Consider the following 21,356-nt stretch of genomic DNA (forward strand, 5'->3'; position numbering starts at 1 on the left):
AAAATGACAAGATTGGATAGCAAGGATTTCCTCAGAGGCGTTTAATGAATCAGGACAAGAACACATTATTTGATACCGAGTTTGGTTTAAACCAATTAAGTGGTAACCGTGAGTTGCTGATCAAAATGTTAGACCGATTTAGTTCAGACTATGCGTCAGTGAGTCAGGAGTTAAATGACGCGGTGGCACAACAGGATATGGCCACAGGAAAAGCAAAGGCACATACCATAAAAGGTGTGGCCGGTAATCTCGGCTTATGGAAGCTACATCACTGTAGTAAAGACCTGGAAGAAGTATTCAAATCTGGCGATGGTGACTTCAACACCTGCCTGACGGAATTCGCTACAGTGTTATCGGATACCTTTGCTGCCCTTGAGAGATTTAAACGCGGTGAAGCGGTTGAACCAGTAGAAGCAACTGAAGAGGATACCGCGACAGCGGAGGCTCCTTCACAGGATGCCAAAGCCGAACTGCTGACCTTACTGGAAAACTTCGAGTTTATTGATGCCGACAAGTTACAACAGCTTTTGGATGATTCTGGTATCGAATCCAGCAAACACGCCGACATCGCTCAGGCTATCAGTGATCTTGATTACCCTGCGGCTATTGAATTGTTAAACAGTTAATTCACCTTAGTGCCAGAAGCAGATAACCCACAAATCCCGTTGTTAGCTGAACACCGGGATTTTTTTATCGTCAACAAACCCGCCGGAATCTCTGTTCACCAACAAGGTGAAGTGGATGGCTTGGTTACACGTTTAAAACAGCAACTAAATACTGACGAGTTATGGCTCGTACACCGACTGGATCAGGTTACCTCCGGCTGTCTGATTATTGCCCGAAATAAGCAGACTGCCAGTGAACTGGGCCGAAACTTCGAAAATCGTGAGGTAAATAAATATTACCTGGCTCTTTGTGACAAACGCCCTAAAAAGCGTCAAGGTTCAGTTATTGGCGATTTAAAAAAAGTGCGCAGTGGTAAATGGGCACTACAGCGCAGCCGTGAAAACCCATCGGTGACACACTTTTACGATACAGGTCTGGGCAACGGACTCAGATTACAGTTTTTAAAGCCCTACACAGGTCAGACTCATCAACTTCGGGTGGTGCTCAATAGTCTGGGTAGCACCATCTTGGGTGACAGCCATTATGGCGGCACGACATCGGACCGAACCTATTTACATGCCTGGCAAATCGGCTTTTCAGTTAATGGCGAAGCCCACCAATATCGATGTTTGCCAGAGTCAGGGGAACATTTTCAAAGCCCTGAATTTAGTGCCAAACTCGCAGAAATAGTAAACATAGCAGAGCATTTTAGCTGGCCGGACAGTAAGTTAAGAGCCATCAGCGGAGGTAAAAACTCTGACATTAGCGGGGGCAAAAGCGCTGACATTAGCGGGGGCAAAAATGCTTAATATCACCATTGTAGGTCGTGGTGCCATTGGTAGTCTGCTGGCCGCCAGATGTCTTGAGCAAGAGCAAGCATTTCAGATGTGGTGGCGTTCAGGTAACACATCCCCACTATCCGTTAGCCTGAAAAACGGTAACAACCATCAACTACAGCAGGGACAAGGCCAAACGCCGGATTTGCTGATTTTGCCGTTGAAAGCATGGCAAATTGCCTCTGCGCTGGATGAGTTTGCCGAGCACATCCCTGCAAGCTGTTGTATCGCGTTGCTACACAATGGCATAGGTACAGAGACACTGGCTCTCAATGGTTTTCCTGAAAATCCAATCCTCAGGTTAACCACCAATCGGGCAGCGAAAAAACAGCAAGAGCAGATCACAGAAACCGGTTATGGCAGTAGTCAGGCTGGTTGGTTGCGCCCGCCAGAGATAGCGCTAAAACTGCAGATAGAAGCATTATTCGACACTTTGCTCGCCCCATGTGAATGGCACAAAGATATCCGCATCCCTTTGTGGGGTAAGCTGGCAATAAACTGTATTATTAATCCGCTGACCGCCATCTATCAGATCCCTAATGGGGCATTGAAGGAAGCAAAATATCAGGCTCAAATCGACACACTATTGGATGAATTCTTTAGTGTTGCGCAGGCAGAAAAAATCAGACTTAACAAAAACGCGTTGCGGAAAAATATAGCTCAGGTTATCGAATTAACTGCCGCAAATTATTCCTCTATGCATCAGGATATTCATTTTAAGCGCCATACTGAAATCGATTTTATCAATGGTTTTCTGTTACAAACTGCGGCGAATCACGGCCTAATGTTACCGGAACATCAGGCCCTGTTTGCTCAGATTAGACAGCTGGAAAGCGTCAAAACTTAAGGCCGATAGACCTTAACGTTTTCGAAGCCGCGCTCTTTTAGCACCAGAGCCTGCATCTTACTCATGACACCGCGATCACAGTAGAGGTAATAAGTCTTGCTTTGATCCAGTTCACTGTAGTCTGAGGACAACTTATAAAAAGGAATATGTTCGATGCTACAGTGCTCTATTTGCAGTGGGTTGTGATCCCGCTCTGCAGGAGCCCGGATATCAAGCAGCACTTCACCGGGTAACAATTGATTGCTGGATTCTACAGCGACAATTTGCTGTTCACTTTTTTCCCCGAGGTTTTTAATGTCTTCAACATTGGCCGCACCGACGACCTGTTCAATCAGACTTAAATCACACTTAGCTTCTTCTTCCAGGACCTTGTCCAGTGGCGCTCTGACATTGGGTTTTATTGAAATAACACCACAGTATTCTGGCATGGACTTGGCAAAATCTTCGGTGCCGATTTTACGAGCCACGTCAATAATGTCGCTTTTATCTGAGCAAATTAGCGGGCGGACCACTAACTTACTGGTGGCCTGGTCAATCACGTATAAATTGCTTAGGGTTTGACTGGATACCTGCCCCAGACATTCACCCGTTACCAGTCCGTTAATTTGCAAATTGTCTGCAACGATACTGGCAGCTCTGAGCATCATGCGCTTTAACACAACGCCCATATAGCCATTTTCAACATTTTGCAGAATATCCGCCACTATGGGTTCAAAGTCGACTGCGATAAACTTAACTCGGTGAGAAGGGCTGTAGTTTTTCCATAAATAATGGCTGACTTCCCGTACCCCAATTTCATGTTCTCTGCCACCCAGATTAAAAAAGCAAAAATGGGTTTTGGCACCGCGTCGAATCATCTGATAACTGGCTACGCCTGAGTCAAAGCCGCCAGACATCAATGACAAGACATCTTCCTGACTGGGCAGAGGCATACCGCCTAGCCCTTTAAACTTGCGCTCAACCAGAATGAGCTTGTTGCGGTCAACCTCAAGGTTGATGGTAACATCCGGGTGTTTTAATTTAACGCCACCGGTTTCACAAAACTGATTGATACCACCGCCCACATAAGCTGCTAATTCTGTTGAGGAGAATGATTGATCACCTTTGCGTTTAACCCGTACCGCAAAGCTTTTGCCTTTTAGTTGATGCTGCCAGACGGCTTTTACCTGCTGATAAATATCGTCCATATCCGTGTACTCGGATTCCTGAACCACTAAACACTGGTCTATGCCGGGAATGCGGGCTAACAGATATTCTGCTCGCTCATTGAAACGAGCAGCGTCAGACTTAATATTAACCAGGATTTTATCCCATTGATTTTGAATGGCGCAGGGGATGTGATTTTGCCCGAGAATAAGACGAATATTGGATTCCAGTAAACGTATAAAGCGCTTGCGCACATCTTTACTTTTAATGGTGATCTCAGGATGAAGCTTTACCAGGAATCTCACGTCTCTCTCCGCTCGAAAAAAGCGCAGATTATACCTTCATCCTGGCACCAGTAAACCTTATATTGGATGAACGCTCAAAACCCTTTGATTGCCCTAAGAATCTTCTTCTGAAACAGATATGGGCTCAGAGAATTTGGGTTTACCCTGGTTAATTGCAATTTCAACCCGGCGATTGCGATTATCGTCGGTTTCCTGGCCTGGCATTTCCAATGGTTGGGTGTCGGCCCGGCCGACAACTTCCATGCGTCCTTCGTCAAAGCCATTAACCAGCCGCAGTACTTCCGCTACGGCGACGGCACGCTGTGCGGATAAATCCCAGTTGGAGCGGTATAACTCATTGGAAATTTGTTGGCTGTCACTATGACCTGAAACCGTAATTTCACCGGGCATGTCCACCAGCAAACCACCAATTTTTTGAATAACCGGGGTAAATTGTGGTTGTAAGAACGCAGAGCCAGCTGAAAAAGAGCCTTGCTCTCGAATTCGGATCACAATCTGCTGTCCCAAAGATTCCATCTCAATAGAGCCATCAACGATTTCCTGCTGAAGCTTTTCAGCAACTTTTTTCATGTTTTCGTTAATCTGTTCCTGACTTTGAGGTTGTGTAGGCGAAGAAGAGGATGAATCCGTGGCTGTTTGCTGCGCCTGACCACCTCGCTCCTGTCCCCGCTGTTTCTGACGACCACCGGCGGAGTCTTCATCGCCCGCCTGAAACTCCAGCATTTGCTGGGTCATTTCGATGGTTTGCTGCTGAATATTTTCAATAGGTGTCGGGTCAGGTCTGCCGGGGCGGAATTCCATGGCAATAACACTGGTGCCTTTGGGAATATCCTTAACTTCGATTTTGTTTTGCACACCAAAGGCAAATTTCATAGAGCCAGCAATCTGCTTAAACTTCAATACATCCATTTCGGAGAATGCTAACAGCAGCACGAAGAAGCACATTAACAGAGACATCAGATCGGCAAACGTCCCCATCCAGGCCGGTAAGCCTTCGGGGGGACATTTGGGACATTCTTCCAGTTCTTCGCTCATCAGGTAAACTCAGTTAATCTTCTGGTGTTGCCGCGCCGCGTTTAGTCGAAGCCAGATAACTTTTTAATATACCTTCTATTACTCTGGGGTTTTGACCATCCGCGATACCAATTATGCCATCTAACACCAGACTTTGATTTACCTTTTCTTCGTCCTTTCTGTTTGACAGCTTAACCGAAACCGGCAAACAAATAACATTCGCGAAAAACGCACCGTAGAGTGTGGTTAAAAGGGCTACGGCCATCGCCGGACCAATCGCTTTAGGGTCATCCATGTTAGACAACATGGCTACCAGACCAATCAGGGTTCCAATCATGCCCATGGCAGGCGCAACATCGCCCATGCCTTTGAAAATAGTGGCACCAAATTCGTGTCGCTCTGTGGTCAGAGTAATATCTTTGTGCAATGTAGTGCGAACCACGTCAATATCGTGCCCGTCCACCAGCATATCTACGCCTTTCTGCATAAAGGGGTTTTCAATTTCGGCCTCTTCTAACGCCAGAAATCCCCCCTTTCTGGCAGCGTCGGCCATTTCCACAATTTTCTGAATCAGTTCATCCGGGGCTTCGATTTTAAACATGAATGCCTTAGCCGCAATTTTTCCCGCACCAAAAAATTGCCCCAGTGTTACCTGTGACAGTACGACAAAAATAGTGCCGCCAAAAACGATAAGTAATGAAGGGACATTAATAAACATGCCCATTTCACCACTCATCACCATGGACATCACCACAAAACCAATGGCGCCTATCATGCCTATTAGCGTTGCCAGATCCACACTGTCCTCCCCGAATAATTATTGTCTGATAGTCAACAACACCAATCTTTGGTGCATTTTATTACTTTACTTCATACTTTAAGTTGCTGACTTAACAACCATTCTATCGGCAAAGTGATATTTTTCCAGAGGAATAAAATCAATTTATTTTAACTTCACCAGAGTTATCGCATTTGAAAGGGGGTCAGATTTTTAATTGACCCCCGGTTTTTGCTTATGTATCTTGCGCCTTCGTATTCAGGCAGAGTGAATGAAATGGCTACCGACAACAGTAAAACTGACACCAATTTTGAACAATCTTTGCAGTCGCTGGAAAAGATTGTCGATGCGATGGAGCAAGGCGAATTGTCCCTTGAAGAAGCCTTGAGTTCTTTCGAGAAGGGCATAAAACTGGTCAGAGACTGTGAAGAAAAGTTAAAGTCCGCGGAGCAGAGGGTCAGAATACTCTCTCAATCGGGTGACGATATGACTCTGCAGCCATTCGATGACCTGCCAGAACAAAACTAAATTACTATGGTATGGAAAGCGGCGGCCTCGCGCTATGCAGAAGATGTTATCCGGTTGCTAAATCAGGCACTGGACAACTACCCTAATTTACCAGGCGAATTAAAATTGGCAATGGCCTACAGTTTATTTGCCGGTGGTAAAAGAGTACGGCCGTTTTTAGCGTTAGCCACTGCTGATATGTTGCAGCTCCCACAGGATAAAGTGGTGCATTTCGCAGCCGCCCTGGAGTGTATACATACTTATTCGCTTATTCACGATGATTTACCCGCAATGGATGACGACGATTTGCGCCGCGGTAAACCCACTTGCCACATTGTTTACGGTGAAGATATCGCTATCCTGGCGGGAGATGCACTGCAAACCCTGGCATTTGAGCTACTCAGTCAAGATCCGAGCCTGACAGCACAAGAAGCCATCAGCGCCGTTAAAGTATTAAGCAGCGCCTCGGGTTTTGCCGGCATGTGTGGTGGTCAGTCGGTGGATTTGTTTCAGGAAGGCAAATCAATTCAACAAAATGAGCTGGAATTGATGCATCGCATGAAAACCGGCGCGCTGATCAACGCCAGCATTGAATTTCCTACTATATTGGCCGGCTTAACAGCGAATAAAGCTGAACAGCTAAATCGATTTGGTCGAGCCATAGGTTTAGGATTCCAGGTACTGGATGACATTTTAGATATTGAGGGTAACACCGAAGAACTGGGTAAACCCCAGGGTTCGGATATACACGCCGACAAAAGCACCTACCCCGCTCTCATGGGAATGCAGGGAGCAAAACAATATTTGCAGCAACTGCACAATGAAGCGAATCAAGCCCTGTTAACACTACCTTACAACACAGAAACTTTGCTATCATTCACCGATTATCTGTTTAGTCGTAACCACTAAGGCACTCTTTACCTAACATGACCCTGGACATTTCTCATTACCCGTTATTGGCCAAAATACATAGCCCTGAAGATTTAAGACTCTTACCCAAAGAAGATCTTAAACAGGTGGCGGATGAATTAAGAGCCTATTTGTTAGCCAGTGTCAGTCAAAGTAGTGGCCATTTCGCTTCCGGCTTGGGTACGGTTGAACTTACCGTGGCGCTGCATTACGCCTACAACACTCCTTTTGACCGGTTGCTCTGGGACGTGGGCCATCAGGCTTACCCACATAAAATTTTAACGGGTCGTCGTGACAGAATTACCAGCATTCGCCAGAAAGGTGGCTTGCACCCGTTTCCATGGCCACCAGAGAGTGAATTCGACACCTTTGCAGTGGGTCACTCATCTACCTCAATTTCCGCCGCTCTGGGCATGGCCATTGCCGCGGAAAAAGAACAAAAAGGCCGTAAAGTTGTCGCGGTTATTGGCGACGGTGCTATGACAGCGGGAATGGCTTTTGAAGCCCTGAATCACGGTGGGGACATCAGCAAAGATATGTTAGTTATCCTCAATGATAACGAAATGTCTATCTCTGAAAATGTGGGTGCTCTTAACAGTCATCTTGCCCGATTATTGACCGGGAGCTTCTTTAACTCCATTCGCGATGGCGGTAAAAAACTACTATCGAACGTTCCACCAATCAAAGAGTTTGCCAGCCGAGCTGAAGAGCACATTAAAGGCATGGTAGTGCCAGGCACTATCTTTGAAGAGCTGGGGTTTAATTATATCGGTCCGATTGATGGTCACGATGTCAATGGCGTGGTTGACACGCTAGCCAACATGCGCAACCTGAAAGGCCCGCAAATACTGCATGTGGTCACCAAAAAAGGTAAAGGCTACGAGGTAGCAGAGAAAGATCCTATTAAATTCCACGCCGTGCCTAAATTTAATCCAGCTGAAAATGCCTTGCCAAAATCAGGTAGTAGCGCGCCTACTTTCAGCAAAATCTTTGGTGACTGGATATGCGATATGGCCGCTCAGGATCCCAAATTGATGGGGATTACACCGGCAATGCGGGAAGGCTCAGGGCTGGTGCAGTTTTCGCAGCAATATCCACAACAATATTTCGATGTGGCCATTGCAGAACAACATGCGGTAACTTTGGCAGCCGGTCTGGCAATTGACGGCTTAAACCCGGTGGTGGCGATTTACTCCACCTTTTTACAACGGGCTTATGATCAATTGATACACGATGTTGCATTGCAAAATCTGCCTGTGCTTTTCGCAATCGATCGCGCTGGTATTGTGGGTGCGGACGGCCCAACACACCAGGGGGCATTTGATATTTCTTATCTGCGCTGCATCCCCAATATGGTGATAATGACGCCAGGCGATGAACAGGATTGTCGAGACATGCTTTATACCGGGCACCTGCTTAAGCAACCCGCCGCCGTTCGCTATCCCAGAGGTTCAGGTAAAGGCCTGGCAGTGAATCAGTCCATGACGCAGCTGGAAATAGGCAAATCTCGCCAACTTCGCCAGGGTGAAAAGGTGGCCATATTAAATTTTGGCACTCTGCTCCCTTACGCTGAAAACGCGGCAGAATCGCTAAACGCAACACTGATAGACATGCGCTTTGTTAAACCCCTTGACGAAGCCGCCATTCAATCTGTACTGAAAGAGCACAAGTTGATAGTAACCCTGGAAGATAATGCGATTGCAGGCGGCGCAGGCAGTGCTGTGGCAGAATTTATCAATACTCAACCGGAAATGGTTAAAGTGCTGCATATTGGTTTACCGGATGAATTTATAATGCAGGGAACTCAGCAAGAGATGTATCAGGAACTGGGACTGGATGCGCAAGGAATTGTTGCAAAAACCCAGGCGATTTTAGATAAGCTGGCGATTTAGCGCCAGCCCAGAACTATTAAAGCAGGCCGTAAAACAGCAGGGCCTGCATGGTAGCCAGCGAAAAGATCCCGGCAATCACATCATCTAACATGATCCCCAATCCACCATGCACTTGCCTGTCCAGGTAACTGATAGGCCATGGTTTGACAATATCGAACAACCGAAATACCACAAAGCCCACCAGCAAATTGCTCAAGGTCAAAGGCACAGCAATCATAGTGAGCAACATGCCAGCGACTTCGTCCCAGACAATGGCAGAATGATCGTGCACGCCCATGTCCCTGGAAGCGACCTCACAGATATGTATTCCGATCAAGGTTAAAGTCAGCACAAATGCAATTTGCGCCACCAGAGGCATCATAGGAAGCAGAAACACCAAGGGAATGGCAGCTAAAGTGCCAAAAGTACCCGGCATAACAGGCGCCAACCCACTGCCAAAGCCCAGCGCCAAAAAGTGCCAGGGGTTACGCAAAGTGAGTTTTTTTAGCGCGGCTTTTTTAGTTTGACGATCCATGTTTGAAAAGGGCCTGGCGTTAACTGATAAAATGCTGAAAGCCAGACTCTGGCATACTAAAAGGCTTGTCACCCTTTGTTAACTCCAACTTTTCGGCTACACCATTAACCCGACCAATACAGGTAGCCGAGACATTACAGTTTGCCAGCGCCGTTTCGAGACTGCCTTTTTGTTCATCAGGCACGGTAAACAGCAATTCGTAATCGTCGCCTGATGTCAGCGCATAGCGAATACCTTCTTCCCGTCCCACTGTAGCTAACATGGCTTCGGACAGAGGTAAGCGCTCAACATCCACCTGTGCACCGGTTTGAGACGCAAATAGAATGTGTTGCAGATCGGATTTTAAGCCATCAGATAAATCGATACAGGAAGTCGCGATGCGTCTTAACGTCGTGCCCACCAATAGCCTGGGTGTGGGGAAATTAAGTCTGTCTATCAAATAATTGCGGTGAATTTGCTCCGCTGGCTTTGCACTTTGCAATAGATCCAGGCCCAATCCGGCATCACCTAAGGTACCAGTGACGTAAATCCAATCTCCGGGTTTGGCTTTAGAGCGCATTAGCGCCTGCCCTTCAGGTACAAACCCCTGTGCAGTAATAGTTATAGACAGCGGTCCCTGCACGGTATCACCACCGATTAACTGAATAGAGTAATAATCGGTAAGCTCTTGCAAACACAAAGAGAAATCTCTTAACCAGGTTTCGTCATATTGCGGGATTGATAAGGACAGACTGATCCAGGCCGGTTCAGCTCCCATCGCCGCAAGGTCACTCAGGTTCACAGACAGCGCCTTGTGCGCTACCGCTCTGCCTGAGGTATTTTTGGGGAAGTGAACATCCTCTGCCAGAGTATCCGTGGTGGTTACTAGTTGCTGACCTTCGGGAACTGTGGTTAAGGCGCAATCATCGCCTATCCCCAACTGTACATCACGACGCTGATAACTCCTGGACAGGAAGTAACTTTTGATTATCTCAAATTCTTTCACAATATCACCGGATTAGCGCTTAACTTCATCCTTGCGTAACAGGCGAACTGCTTTATCCAGTACCCCGTTAATAAACTTATGACTGTCGGCAGCACCGAATTGCTTACCTAACTCAATGGCTTCGTTAATGACCACTTTGTAAGGTACATCAATGCGCTGAGTCAGTTCGAAAGCAGCAAGGCGTAGAATGGCCTTTTCAATCGGGTCGATCTCGCTTAGCGGGCGATCAGTTACGTAAATTTTGTAGCTGTCGTCCAGCTCATCTACATTTTCAGCCACATAGCGTAACGCTGCCTGAAAGAAGCTCATGTCAACTTTGTTCATGTCTTGTTGTGTGGCAACATTCAACTCAATTTCCGCCACAGGATTACCCGTCATCTGCCACGAGTAAATCGCCTGCATCGCCAGCTCTCTGGCCTTTTTACGTCCAGCTACTTTCACCTTTTATACTCCGGCTAATTGGTCAATAACGTTAACCATTTCCAGTGCGGAATGAGCAGCTTCTGCGCCTTTGTTACCCGCTTTTGTGCCTGAGCGCTCAATGGCCTGCTCAATGCTGTCGGTGGTGATCACACCAAAGGCAACCGGAATATCGTATTCTAAAGACACCTGTGCCAGGCCTTTATTACATTCTCCGGCAACAAAATCGAAATGCGGTGTACCGCCGCGGATCACTGCACCAATCGCAATGATGGCATCAAATTTACCACTTTCAGCCGCTTTTTTAGCTACCAGCGGCAATTCGTATGCGCCAGGTACCTTGATGACAGTAATATCTTGTTCATTTACTTCACCCGCTCTTTCCAGTGCATCGATGGCGCCTTCCACCAGATGGTCAACAACAAAGCTGTTAAAACGCGACACCACAATGGCGAATTTTTTGCCTGTGGCTCTGATATTACCTTCCACAATGTTCATATAATCTTGCCTCAATAATTGGTCCGGAATTTGGCTGGCGCGGATTCTACCACACCTGCCCGCTATTCACCGGATTTTTTGTATTATTTCATCAGACCCTGCCGGGTATACAATCTTTAGTCAGAAATCGTTTCTACCACTTCTAAACCATAGCCGGACAAGGCATGATATTTAACCGGTTTACTGAGCAATCGCATTTTCTGCACACCCAGGGTTTTTAAAATCTGACAACCGACACCAACGGTTCTGGAAGTGCCCTTCCACAAATTAGTGACCGCCTTCTCGCCTTTGTCTTCAGCTTCAAATTGCTGTACCACGTGTACCAGCTCGTCACTGCTTTCTTCACGGCCTAAAATCAACAATACGCCACCGTCAGCGGCAATGCGTTTCATGGCTTGCGGTAAATCCATAGAACGGTCAATTGAACGCCCTGAGCCCAGCACATCACTAAAGGTGTTGCGCAAGTGAACCCTTACCAGGGTGGGCTCTTCCGGTGTGATATTGCCTTTACACAACGCGAAGTGTACCTGATTGTCGATAGTGTCTTTAAAGGTAGCCAGTTCAAATTCCCCGTGTTCGGTGGGCAATTTGCAGGTGGCCACCTGCTCGACTGTAGCTTCGTTGATATTGCGGTATTCGATGAGATCGGCAATTGTACCCAGTTTCAGATCGTGTTTTTTGGCAAAGGCTTCCAACTCTGGGCGTCTCGCCATGGTGCCATCATCGTTTAGCACTTCCACGATCACGCCAGCCGGTTCACAGCCCGCCAAACGCGCCAAATCTACCGCGGCTTCAGTATGACCAGCCCGGTTGAGCACCCCGCCTTCTTTGGCAATCAGCGGGAATATGTGACCTGGCTGGACAATATCTGTCGCCACCGCGTCGGGCGCAACGGCAGCCAAAATGGTTCGGGCCCGATCAGCGGCTGAAATCCCGGTAACAACCCCTTCAGCGGCTTCAATCGATACGGTAAAATTAGTGGAAAACTGTGCGCCATTGTTTTCCACCATTAATGGCAATTTTAACTTTTTACAGCGCTCCTGGGTCATAGGTAAGCACACCAGTCCTCTGGCATGAGTCACCATAAAGTTAATCGCTTCCGGCGTAACATGTTCTGCGGCTATGATGATATCGCCTTCATTTTCACGATCTTCGTCATCCATCAGGATGACCATTTTACCGTTGCGAATATCTTCGAGGATTTCTTCTGTACTGTGTAATGACATAATCTAATTTACTGTAGGGTTGGTGACGTGGGTATCCAGACGAGCTAGCCCCGACGTCGGGTTATATTGCTTACAATTGCGGTGGCGAATTGTACTATCGTAGATAACCATTTTCAGCTAAAAACGACAGATTAATCTCTTTTCCTGTGCTCTGCGCCGCTTTGTCTCCCAACATCAGGCGCTCCAGATAGCGGGCAATCACGTCCACTTCCAGGTTTACCCTGGTGCCCACCTGATAATGTTGAATAATGGTTTCCTGTAACGTGTGGGGTACCAGTGTTAACTTAAACTTAGCCCCATCCACATCATTGACCGTCAGACTCACGCCATCTACAGTGATGGAGCCTTTTTCGGCAATGTACCGGGCCAGGTTATCTGGCGCTTTCACCCAAATCTCCCAGGTTTGTCCGGTATTTTCCATACTGGCAATTTCGCCAACGCCGTCGACATGGCCACTGACGATATGCCCCCCTAACCGGGAAGTTGCCATCAGCGCTTTTTCCAGGTTCACCGTCATACCCTGTTGATAGTTAGCAAAACCAGTGCGCTTGATAGTCTCCATGGACACGTCAGCCACATAATGCTGCGCAGAAAACTCCACCACAGTCAGACACACCCCATTGGTGGCTATACTGTCGCCCAATTGCACATCAGACATATCTAGCTTGCCAACCTGGATGCTGACGCGCATATCACTGCCTCTGGCCTGCATTGCGCCAATACTGCCTACTGATTCGATAATTCCGGTAAACACGATAATTCCCCTGTATTTTTAGACAAAATGAGCGGTGATTTTTAAATCTTCGCCCACCAGTCGGGTATCTGAAAAGCGTAACTCAGGCACCTGTGACATAGTTTGAAACTCTGGTAACTGCAACAAACCAAAGCCATTGTGGCCCATCAATTTTGGCGCTATGTAAAGGATTAACTCATCCACTAAATTTCGCTCCACGAACGCGCCCGCCAGGCGGCTGCCGGCTTCCAGCCAGATTTCATTTAACTGCCTGTCGCCGAGATAAGCTAACAATGCCTTTAAATCTATCTTGCCCTCGTCAACTGGGGCCTGCCACTGCGCAATGCCAGCTTCAGTTAACTTGTCATTTGGCTCAATATTCACCACCAGCACGTTATCATCAGCAAATACTTTAAGCTCAGGATGCAACTGGTTACGGCCATCCAATATCACCCGTAATGGTTGACGAATATCGCCCAGATATGCCTGTTTGACTGACTCGTGCAGTTCCTCAGCTCTGACGTTTAACGAAGGGTTATCAGCCAGAACCGTACCGGAACCACTGACAATGGCACAACTTCGCGCTCTATGCACCTGAACATCGCGGCGTGCTGCATTGCCGGTGATCCATTGACTGACGCCATTGGCCAATGCCGTTTTAGCATCCACAGAAGCCGCCATTTTTAAACTAACTTTGGGGGTGCCCTGTAATTGCCTTTTTAAGAAACCTTGGTTAAGCGCCTCTGCCTGACTCTCCATTAAACCAATATCCACCTGAATACCCGCATCGCGCATTCTGTTTATGCCTTGCCCCGCCACTTTAGGATTTGGGTCCTGCATAGCGACCACCACCCGTTTTACGCCGGCCCGAATTAAAGCATCGCAGCAAGGTGGGGTGCGTCCAAAATGGGAACAGGGTTCCAACGTGACATAGGCAGTAGCGTTAGCAGCATTGGCACCGGCGCGATTCAAGGCCTCAGCTTCAGCATGAGGTCCCCCAGCTTTCAGGTGAAAGGCTTCGGAAATAACGCTGCCATCTTCAGCTACCAACACACAGCCAACATTGGGGTTAGGAGACGTGGTATAACGGCCCTTTTCTGCCAGTTTCAACGCTCTGGCCATGTGTTCTGCGTCTATCTGCGAAAACATGTTAGTCTCCAAGGCGAGCGATTTCTTCACCGAACTCTTTAATATCTTCAAACGAACGGTAAACGGAAGCGAAACGCACGTAAGCCACTTTATCTAATTCAATTAACTCGGCCATTATCAAATTGCCCACCAGTTCACTACTGATTTCTCTTTCACCGGTTCCGCGCAGATGAGACTTAATGCGATGCACACTTTGCTCAATTTTTTCGGTGTTAACTGGGCGTTTTTCCAGGGCTCGCTGCATACCGGCTCTGAGTTTGTCTTCATTAAAGGGCTCTCTTTTGCCATCGCGCTTAACAATACGTGGCATTACCAATTCGGCAATTTCAAAGGTGGTAAAACGTTCATGGCATTGAGTGCATTCACGGCGACGACGCACCTGGTGGCCTTCTGACACCAGTCGGGAATCAATGACTTTGGTTTCCGTAGTCATACAAAAAGGACAAATCATGCTGGCGGGATCCTGATTTTTGAGATAGAACTAACTTGAGCGTTTCTGATATAGGTGTAAAAAACCGTTTTTCAAGGTTATGGAGAATAGACCATTGATGAATATTTCGAAATATTTAGCACTGTTTTGTTTGCTCTTTATTACACAGAATATTGAGGCGAAACCCAAGTGTACTATCGCCAATATAAACTGGTTAAACGGTGAGTGGTTGCAGCAGTCAGAAAAGAGCCGTATCTCCGAAAAATGGCAAACTGTCAGTGACCTGACGATGGAAGGCCTGGGTTATACTCAGAAAACCGGCAGTGATACCCGTCAATATGAAACCATGCGTATTGTTTACATGTCCGGGCAATTGTATTTTTTGGCAAAGGTAGACCATAACGCTCTACCAGTAGCTTTTGCTGCTACCGCCTGTAGCGAAAATTCGGTGGAATTCAGCAACCAGGAGCACGATTTTCCCAATATTTTGCATTATCAGCTTGAGGAAAATCGTCTGGTTGTGGATGTCAAAAATAATGAAGGAAAGGGGTTTCAGTTAATCTTCGCGTCTCAAATTATAGACCTCGATTAACATCCTTTTCCCAAAACTCATCTACCAGTAGGGCTAACATGTCATGCAAATGTTCTTCGAACTCTTCCAGGTTTTGTCCAAACACCGCCAGATACTTTTCGGCCTGCGCATGTGTCAGGTTCTTGTTCATGGCCCGAAACTGCATCTCCGGTAGCTTTTTATTCATCCGGGCGACAATTTCCCACTTAACAAATTCAGGGTGCAAGTTTTGCACCCGTTGCTGCGCATACTTACAATAATCCTGGATATGATCTATGCCTGCCGGCCCCATGCAACCGGGTTCAACGCGAAACAACACATTCAGCTTTTTCTCTTCTGGCAGGTTGGTTATCTCTGTCATTATGTCTGTTAATTTAATTAATGCTTATTACAACAACATAACCGAATCTGAGTAAAAAGCAAAATTGCTTAACTTCGGTCTTACTCTGTTAATGCCGCCCTTTCTGTCGCGGACGGCACACCATTACTGAGGTTTTACTGGCAGATGCTCGCCAATAAACTGATCAATTGCCTTTAGCGCTGCCATTCTGTGCTGCGCTTTACTCAGGTAATGATCACCTTCATCCAGCTCCACATATCGCACATCGACGCCAGCCTCTTCCAGCTCGTCAAACATATTTTCCGACTGGTGGTCAGGCACTACCTCGTCATGAGTGCCGTGAATAAGCAATACCGGAATATTGACTTTATCTGCATGGTTTATTGGGGAGATAGCCTTGATATGGTTTTCATCAACGGTGCCATCAGAGATGAGTTTTTGCCAATAAGCCACAACCCAATGATTGCGGCCATAGTCGTAGCGCTCGTCCCGCAACATACGCTCAATATCGGCAACACCGTTAAAGGAAATAGCACACTGATATAGATCAGGGGTAAAAGTGGCACCCGCTAATGCGGCATAACCACCGTAACTTCCGCCCACAATACACACGCGCTCAGGGTCGACATAACCTGACTTAACCAGGGTTTTAACGGTATCCGTTAAATCGTCCTGCATTTTGCGGCCCCATTCTCCACGTCCTTTTAAAGTAAACTCAGCGCCAAAACCGCGAGAGCCACGAAACTGCGGCTGCATAACCAGGTAGCCCCTGCTGGCAAAGTATTGCGCTAACCAGTCAAATTCGATGCGATCGTAAGACTCCGGACCACCATGTGGCAACATAATTGCCGGAAGATTCTTCAGTTCATCTACGGCTGGCAAAGTCAATAAGGTAGGTAAACGCAGGCCATCTCTGGCTTTAATTTCAGTCTGAAAAACCTGATTAATTTGATTTACTGGCAAATCCGGTCTGCCAGAAGCAATATACTTAAACTCACCTTTGCTGTAGAGGTAATAGTCTCCAGGACTGTCCATCCCTTCCAACATGAAAATCATGTGTTGCCAGTCAGGGGAATAGCTCACCAATGTTACAGAGTGATCTGGTAAGTCAGCAATGACCTTATCCACGACTTTCTGAATCTTGGGATCAAAAAAATCATAGCTGGGTTTAAATCCGGCATAGCTAACACCATGAACAATCCGATTGTGATCAGTCAGCACATAACCCACATCTTTGTCTTCCGGATTAAAAATTGGTTCTGACACAGTGCCATCTTTTAGAGACATGGTGTAATAGGCACGGCGGCCATTTTCGCCACGGGTAAGCATCACCAGACTTTTAATATCATCAGTGAGACCCACAAAAGATCTGGTGCGAATCTCCGTTTCTTCCTGAAATATATTCCGCCATTCACCATCAATTAATACATCCACCCTATGCTGGTTCGCTTTGTTATTGAAACGCTCTCTGGCAATCATTTTGTCGTCATAAATAAAATAATCGATGGCATCGTGAATCCCCCGTTTAACGGGTCTGGGGGTGCGTCTTCCTTCTAATTTAACTTTCATCAGCGCGTAAGCACCTTCTGATTGCCAGGCAGGCATGTAAGCGTATTTGCCATCGGTACTCAGGCCAACAATTGTCCCTAACTGAGACTGACCTTCATAAATGCCATCACCCAGCACCAGCAGCTGACGAACTTTATTTTCAGAAATTTTAAAGGAATAGGCAGCGCTGATATCGTGTCGACCGCGAAAACCAAAGATACGAGTATTGTCCACGGCTACCAGTATCAACGTATCGTCATCCACAAACCAGGCATTACTGGGGCGAATTTGAGAGATATCGACCCCGGTTACCATCTTATTGTTTTTCATGTCATGGATGATGTACATCTCGCGGTTATCACCCGCCACGCGATATCCAATCAGATTGCCGCTGGGAGACACTTCCATCATGCTGATTTGTGGCAGTGCTCCATAGATTTCTAACGGCACCAATGATTCAGAGGCTATGGCTTTGAGACTCAGCAAAGCACATATCAATAACAGGATTAACTTTTTCACGACCTTCCCTGGATAATTATCTGGAATTAAAAAGGCGTGGATTCTAATAAATACCAGGGAATAAAGAAAGGGAATTAAAAAAGCCAGCAAACGCTGGCTTTTAAAATAGAATAACGATGAAGAATTAAGCGTATACCGGGAAACGCTTACAAAGTGCCATTACCTGCTCTTTCACGCTGGCAATGTTGGCTTCGTCTGCAATGTTGTCCAACACATCACAAATCCAGTTTGCCACCTGAGCCGCTTCCTCTTCGCCGAAACCGCGACGGGTAATCGCCGGCGTACCGATACGCAAACCACTGGTAACAAACGGTGAACGCGGGTCATTTGGAACCGCATTTTTGTTCACAGTAATATAAGCTTTGCCTAATGCAGCGTCAGCATCTTTACCTGTGATGTCTTTATCAATCAGATCTAACAAAAACAAATGGTTGTCGGTGCCATCGGAAACAATCTTGTAACCGCGATCCTGGAACGCTTTGCACATGGCTTTAGCGTTTTTAACAACCTGCTGTTGGTATACTTTAAATTCAGGCTGTAAAGCTTCTTTAAAGGCAACCGCTTTAGCCGCAATAACGTGACACAAAGGACCGCCCTGGCCACCAGGAAATACCGCGCTGTTCAGCTTCTTGTAAATAGCCTCATCACCACAAGCAGATAAAATCAGACCACCGCGAGGACCCGCTAAAGTCTTGTGCGTAGTTGTAGTAACAACGTGAGCGTGTGGTAGCGGATTCGGGTAAACGCCAGCGGCAACCAAACCAGCAACGTGAGCCATATCCACTAATAAATAAGCGCCAACGCTGTCAGCAATTTCACGGAATTTAGCCCAATCAACAATACCTGAGTAAGCTGAGAAGCCACCGATAATCATTTTCGGCTTGTGCTCTTCAGCCAACGCTTTAACCTGCTCGTAATCAATTTCGCCGGTTTCTTCGTTTAATCCGTATTGCACTGCCTTGTATAACTTACCTGAGAAGTTAACGTGTGAACCGTGAGTCAAGTGACCACCGTGAGCCAGGCTCATACCCAACACAGTATCGTTGGCTTCTAATAATGCCATAAAGACCGCTGAGTTAGCCTGGGAACCAGAGTGCGGTTGAACATTAGCATAGTCAGCACCGAACAATTGCTTGGCGCGCTCAATGGCCAGCTCTTCTGCCACATCAACGTGCTCACAACCACCGTAATAACGCTTGCCCGGATAACCTTCAGCATATTTATTGGTTAATTGTGAACCCTGAGCCTGCAATACACGTGGACTGGTATAGTTTTCTGAGGCAATCAGTTCAATATGGTGCTCCTGGCGCACCGTTTCGGCCTGGATGGCATCCCACAATTCTGGGTCAAAATCAGCAATATTCATGTCTTTGGACAGCATCGCACTTCCTTCAGGTTTAATAGGAAAAAGAAAAGCCGGGGGGATGACATATCCAGCGCCCGCCTCAAGGGTTTCGGTATGATAGCGATTTTCCCGCTTTTGTACATACGTCGCGCTGAATCAATATACACTGAGTTATGCAGCAATCGCATAGATAAGCTGACAGGTCGGATTTCACAGAGTTAAAATTTGGGCCTGACTTATTTGCCCGGTTTGGATTACAATATTGCTAATCTAACTGAATAAAAGAATTCACATGTCACAATACGTTTATACCATGTCTCGGGTAGGCAAAATCGTGCCCCCTAAACGACAAATCCTGAAAGATATCTCATTGAGCTTTTTCCCTGGTGCCAAAATTGGTGTTTTGGGTCTGAACGGTGCGGGTAAATCTACGCTGTTACGCATTATGGCGGGCATTGATACCGATATCGAAGGTGAAGCACGTCCACAGCCAGGCTTAAATGTTGGCTACCTGCCGCAGGAGCCAAAACTGGATGAAAGCAAAGACGTGCGCGGCAATATCGAAGAAGCCGTTGCTGATGTCGTTCACGCTTTAAAACGCCTGGACGAAGTGTATGCTGAATACGCAATGCCGGATGCCGATTTCGACGCTTTGGCCAAAGAGCAAGGCGAGTTAGAAGCCATCATTCAAAGTAAAGATGGCCACAATCTGGAAAACGCTCTGGAGCGAGCCGCAGATGCATTGCGTCTTCCGCCGTGGGATGCCGATGTCAGCAAGTTATCAGGTGGTGAGCGACGTCGTGTTGCCCTATGTCGCCTGTTACTGGAAAAGCCCGACATGCTATTGCTGGACGAACCCACCAACCACCTGGATGCAGAATCTGTTGCCTGGTTAGAACGCTTCCTGCACGATTATGAAGGCACCGTTGTGGCCATTACCCACGACCGTTATTTCCTGGATAATGTTGCTGGCTGGATCCTGGAGCTTGACCGTGGCCATGGTATTCCCTGGGAAGGTAACTACTCAACCTGGCTGGAGCAGAAAGAAAAACGACTTGAGCAGGAAGAGCGCACCGAAAATGCCCGAGTAAGATCCATGAAGCAAGAATTGGAATGGGTGCGCAGCAACCCCAAAGGTCGTCAGGCGAAGAGCAAAGCCCGTATGACCCGCTTTGAAGAAATGAATACCTCCGATTACCAAAAACGTAACGAAACCAATGAGTTGTTCATTCCCCCTGGGGAAAGACTGGGTGACCAGGTTATCGACGTAATTAATCTGAAAAAGAGTTATGACGGCCGTGTTCTGATTGACGACCTGAGTTTCTCAATTCCGAAAGGCGCTATTGTGGGTATTATCGGTCCTAATGGTGCCGGTAAGTCAACCTTATTCAGAATGCTCACCGGGCAGGAACAGCCTGACAGCGGTGAAATCAAACTGGGCGAATCAGTACAAATCGCCAGTGTCGATCAGTTCCGCGACCATATGGACGGCAACAATACCGTCTGGCAGGAACTCTCCGACGGTCAGGACCTTATCCGCATCAATAATTTTGAAATTAACAGTCGTGCTTACTGCAGCCGTTTTAACTTCAAAGGCAATGATCAGCAAAAATTTGTTAAAGACTTATCAGGTGGTGAACGCAACCGGGTGCACCTGGCGAAGCTGTTAAAAGCAGGTGGCAACGTATTGCTGCTGGATGAGCCCACCAACGATTTGGATGTAGAAACCTTACGTGCCCTGGAAAATGCAATTTTAGAATTCCCTGGTTGCGCCATGGTTATCTCGCACGACCGTTGGTTCCTGGACCGTGTAGCCACTCATATTCTGGATTACCGTGACGAAGGCAAGATCAACTTCTACGAGGGTAACTACACCGATTACGAAGCCTGGTTGAAAGACAACTTTGGTAAAGATGTGGTAGAGCCGCATCGCCTGAAATACAAGAAGATTGCTAAGTAAGCTTATAAAAAGCTTAGGTATTTATAAGGCAAGCTGTGTAACGGTGTCTGAATAATTTCGAAGTTCTGGGTAGGTTCGACTTTAGTCGGACAGCGGAGGTTAGATTTAGCAACCGTGTCTGAATAAATTCAGACCTACAGGTAGTTGGATTTAGTATCCGCGTCTGAATAAATTCAGACCTACAGGTGGTTGGATTTAGCAATGGCGTATGTATAAAAAAATTATTCGACGCAACCAGTAAGGGGGAGATTTTGCGCGCCAAGGGTTGTGGAGAGTCC

Annotated in this window: 22 protein-coding genes; 8 read left to right on the plus strand and 14 right to left on the minus strand. The window is 47.0% G+C overall.

Annotation, left to right across the window (positions count from 1 at the left end; translation table 11 throughout):
- Positions 1–44 precede the first annotated feature (44 nt).
- Genes ACXAD8_RS08900 through ACXAD8_RS08910 form a run of 3 tightly spaced genes read left to right on the plus strand, consistent with a single transcriptional unit; the run spans position 45 to position 2,289 of the window.
- Entirely contained in the window at positions 45–626 is a 582-nt protein-coding gene (locus ACXAD8_RS08900) for an Hpt domain-containing protein (RefSeq protein ID WP_475227425.1), read from the plus strand.
- Positions 627–635: 9 nt separating this feature from the next.
- The gene (locus ACXAD8_RS08905; RefSeq protein ID WP_475227428.1) at positions 636–1,415 is read left to right on the plus strand and encodes a TIGR01621 family pseudouridine synthase; all 780 of its coding nucleotides are present in this window, start codon (positions 636–638) and stop codon (positions 1,413–1,415) included.
- The gene (locus tag ACXAD8_RS08910; protein ID WP_475227431.1) at positions 1,408–2,289 is read left to right on the plus strand and encodes a ketopantoate reductase family protein; all 882 of its coding nucleotides are present in this window, start codon (positions 1,408–1,410) and stop codon (positions 2,287–2,289) included. The genes ACXAD8_RS08905 and ACXAD8_RS08910 overlap by 8 nt, the downstream gene beginning before the upstream one ends.
- On the opposite strand, the gene thiI is transcribed toward ACXAD8_RS08910, so the two are convergent.
- The 3 genes from thiI to pomA form a co-directional block, all read right to left on the minus strand.
- Positions 2,286–3,740: a tRNA uracil 4-sulfurtransferase ThiI gene (thiI, locus tag ACXAD8_RS08915; protein WP_475227433.1), complete on the minus strand. Its 1,455-nt coding sequence runs from the start codon at positions 3,738–3,740 to the stop codon at positions 2,286–2,288. The genes ACXAD8_RS08910 and thiI overlap by 4 nt on opposite strands.
- 93 nt (positions 3,741–3,833) lie before the next feature.
- Positions 3,834–4,775: a flagellar motor protein MotB gene (locus ACXAD8_RS08920; protein ID WP_475227436.1), complete on the minus strand. Its 942-nt coding sequence runs from the start codon at positions 4,773–4,775 to the stop codon at positions 3,834–3,836.
- A gap of 13 nt (positions 4,776–4,788) precedes the next feature.
- Complete coding sequence (gene pomA / locus ACXAD8_RS08925; RefSeq protein ID WP_475227439.1) at positions 4,789–5,553, minus strand: flagellar motor protein PomA; 765 nt, start codon at positions 5,551–5,553, stop codon at positions 4,789–4,791.
- A 255-nt stretch (positions 5,554–5,808) separates the two neighbouring features.
- On the opposite strand from pomA, the gene ACXAD8_RS08930 reads away from it, so the two are divergent.
- From ACXAD8_RS08930 to dxs, 3 genes are read left to right on the plus strand one after another with little or no spacing between them, the layout of a single operon-like run.
- Entirely contained in the window at positions 5,809–6,060 is a 252-nt protein-coding gene (locus tag ACXAD8_RS08930) for an exodeoxyribonuclease VII small subunit (RefSeq protein ID WP_475227442.1), read from the plus strand.
- 6 nt (positions 6,061–6,066) lie between these two features.
- Positions 6,067–6,948 carry a polyprenyl synthetase family protein gene (locus ACXAD8_RS08935; protein ID WP_475227444.1) on the plus strand — a complete coding sequence of 294 codons (882 nt, stop codon included), beginning with the start codon at positions 6,067–6,069 and terminating at the stop codon, positions 6,946–6,948.
- A 17-nt stretch (positions 6,949–6,965) separates the two neighbouring features.
- Entirely contained in the window at positions 6,966–8,840 is a 1,875-nt protein-coding gene (gene dxs, locus ACXAD8_RS08940) for a 1-deoxy-D-xylulose-5-phosphate synthase (RefSeq protein ID WP_475227446.1), read from the plus strand.
- A 16-nt stretch (positions 8,841–8,856) separates the two neighbouring features.
- Here dxs and ACXAD8_RS08945 read toward each other — a convergent pair whose 3' ends face one another.
- The 8 genes from ACXAD8_RS08945 to nrdR all read right to left on the minus strand — a co-directional run bounded on the left by ACXAD8_RS08945 (position 8,857) and on the right by nrdR (position 14,816).
- Positions 8,857–9,354: a phosphatidylglycerophosphatase A family protein gene (locus ACXAD8_RS08945; protein WP_475227449.1), complete on the minus strand. Its 498-nt coding sequence runs from the start codon at positions 9,352–9,354 to the stop codon at positions 8,857–8,859.
- A 19-nt stretch (positions 9,355–9,373) separates the two neighbouring features.
- On the minus strand, positions 9,374–10,339 hold the full coding sequence (gene thiL, locus ACXAD8_RS08950; RefSeq protein ID WP_475227452.1) for a thiamine-phosphate kinase: 966 nt from the start codon (positions 10,337–10,339) through the stop codon (positions 9,374–9,376).
- Positions 10,340–10,351: 12 nt separating this feature from the next.
- Positions 10,352–10,780 (minus strand): transcription antitermination factor NusB, encoded by a 429-nt coding sequence (gene nusB / locus ACXAD8_RS08955; RefSeq protein WP_475227455.1) that lies wholly within the window; start codon positions 10,778–10,780, stop codon positions 10,352–10,354.
- Positions 10,781–10,783: 3 nt separating this feature from the next.
- Complete coding sequence (ribH, locus tag ACXAD8_RS08960) at positions 10,784–11,257, minus strand: 6,7-dimethyl-8-ribityllumazine synthase (RefSeq protein WP_475227458.1); 474 nt, start codon at positions 11,255–11,257, stop codon at positions 10,784–10,786.
- A gap of 116 nt (positions 11,258–11,373) precedes the next feature.
- Entirely contained in the window at positions 11,374–12,483 is a 1,110-nt protein-coding gene (gene ribBA / locus ACXAD8_RS08965; protein ID WP_475227461.1) for a bifunctional 3,4-dihydroxy-2-butanone-4-phosphate synthase/GTP cyclohydrolase II, read from the minus strand.
- A gap of 94 nt (positions 12,484–12,577) precedes the next feature.
- Positions 12,578–13,237, minus strand: a complete 660-nt coding sequence (locus tag ACXAD8_RS08970) for a riboflavin synthase (protein WP_475227464.1) — start codon at positions 13,235–13,237, stop codon at positions 12,578–12,580.
- 18 nt (positions 13,238–13,255) lie between these two features.
- On the minus strand, positions 13,256–14,365 hold the full coding sequence (ribD, locus tag ACXAD8_RS08975) for a bifunctional diaminohydroxyphosphoribosylaminopyrimidine deaminase/5-amino-6-(5-phosphoribosylamino)uracil reductase RibD (RefSeq protein WP_475227467.1): 1,110 nt from the start codon (positions 14,363–14,365) through the stop codon (positions 13,256–13,258).
- 1 nt (position 14,366) lies between these two features.
- A complete protein-coding gene (gene nrdR / locus ACXAD8_RS08980) occupies positions 14,367–14,816 on the minus strand; it encodes a transcriptional regulator NrdR (protein WP_475227469.1) in 450 nt (149 codons plus the stop codon).
- 97 nt (positions 14,817–14,913) lie between these two features.
- Here nrdR and ACXAD8_RS08985 point away from each other — a divergent pair, with 97 nt between their 5' ends.
- Positions 14,914–15,387, plus strand: a complete 474-nt coding sequence (locus ACXAD8_RS08985; RefSeq protein WP_475227471.1) for a DUF6265 family protein — start codon at positions 14,914–14,916, stop codon at positions 15,385–15,387.
- On the opposite strand, the gene ACXAD8_RS08990 is transcribed toward ACXAD8_RS08985, so the two are convergent.
- From ACXAD8_RS08990 to glyA, 3 genes are all read right to left on the minus strand, one after another.
- Entirely contained in the window at positions 15,371–15,727 is a 357-nt protein-coding gene (locus tag ACXAD8_RS08990; protein WP_475227474.1) for a hypothetical protein, read from the minus strand. The genes ACXAD8_RS08985 and ACXAD8_RS08990 overlap by 17 nt on opposite strands.
- Positions 15,728–15,850: 123 nt before the next feature.
- Positions 15,851–17,773 carry an alpha/beta hydrolase family protein gene (locus ACXAD8_RS08995; RefSeq protein ID WP_475227477.1) on the minus strand — a complete coding sequence of 641 codons (1,923 nt, stop codon included), beginning with the start codon at positions 17,771–17,773 and terminating at the stop codon, positions 15,851–15,853.
- Positions 17,774–17,897: 124 nt separating this feature from the next.
- A complete protein-coding gene (gene glyA, locus ACXAD8_RS09000) occupies positions 17,898–19,154 on the minus strand; it encodes a serine hydroxymethyltransferase (protein ID WP_475227480.1) in 1,257 nt (418 codons plus the stop codon).
- 256 nt (positions 19,155–19,410) lie between these two features.
- Here glyA and ettA point away from each other — a divergent pair, with 256 nt between their 5' ends.
- A complete protein-coding gene (gene ettA, locus ACXAD8_RS09005) occupies positions 19,411–21,078 on the plus strand; it encodes an energy-dependent translational throttle protein EttA (protein WP_475227483.1) in 1,668 nt (555 codons plus the stop codon).
- Positions 21,079–21,356 lie beyond the last annotated feature (278 nt).

The sequence above is a fragment of the Planctobacterium sp. AWH2_060 genome, from assembly GCF_056158425.1.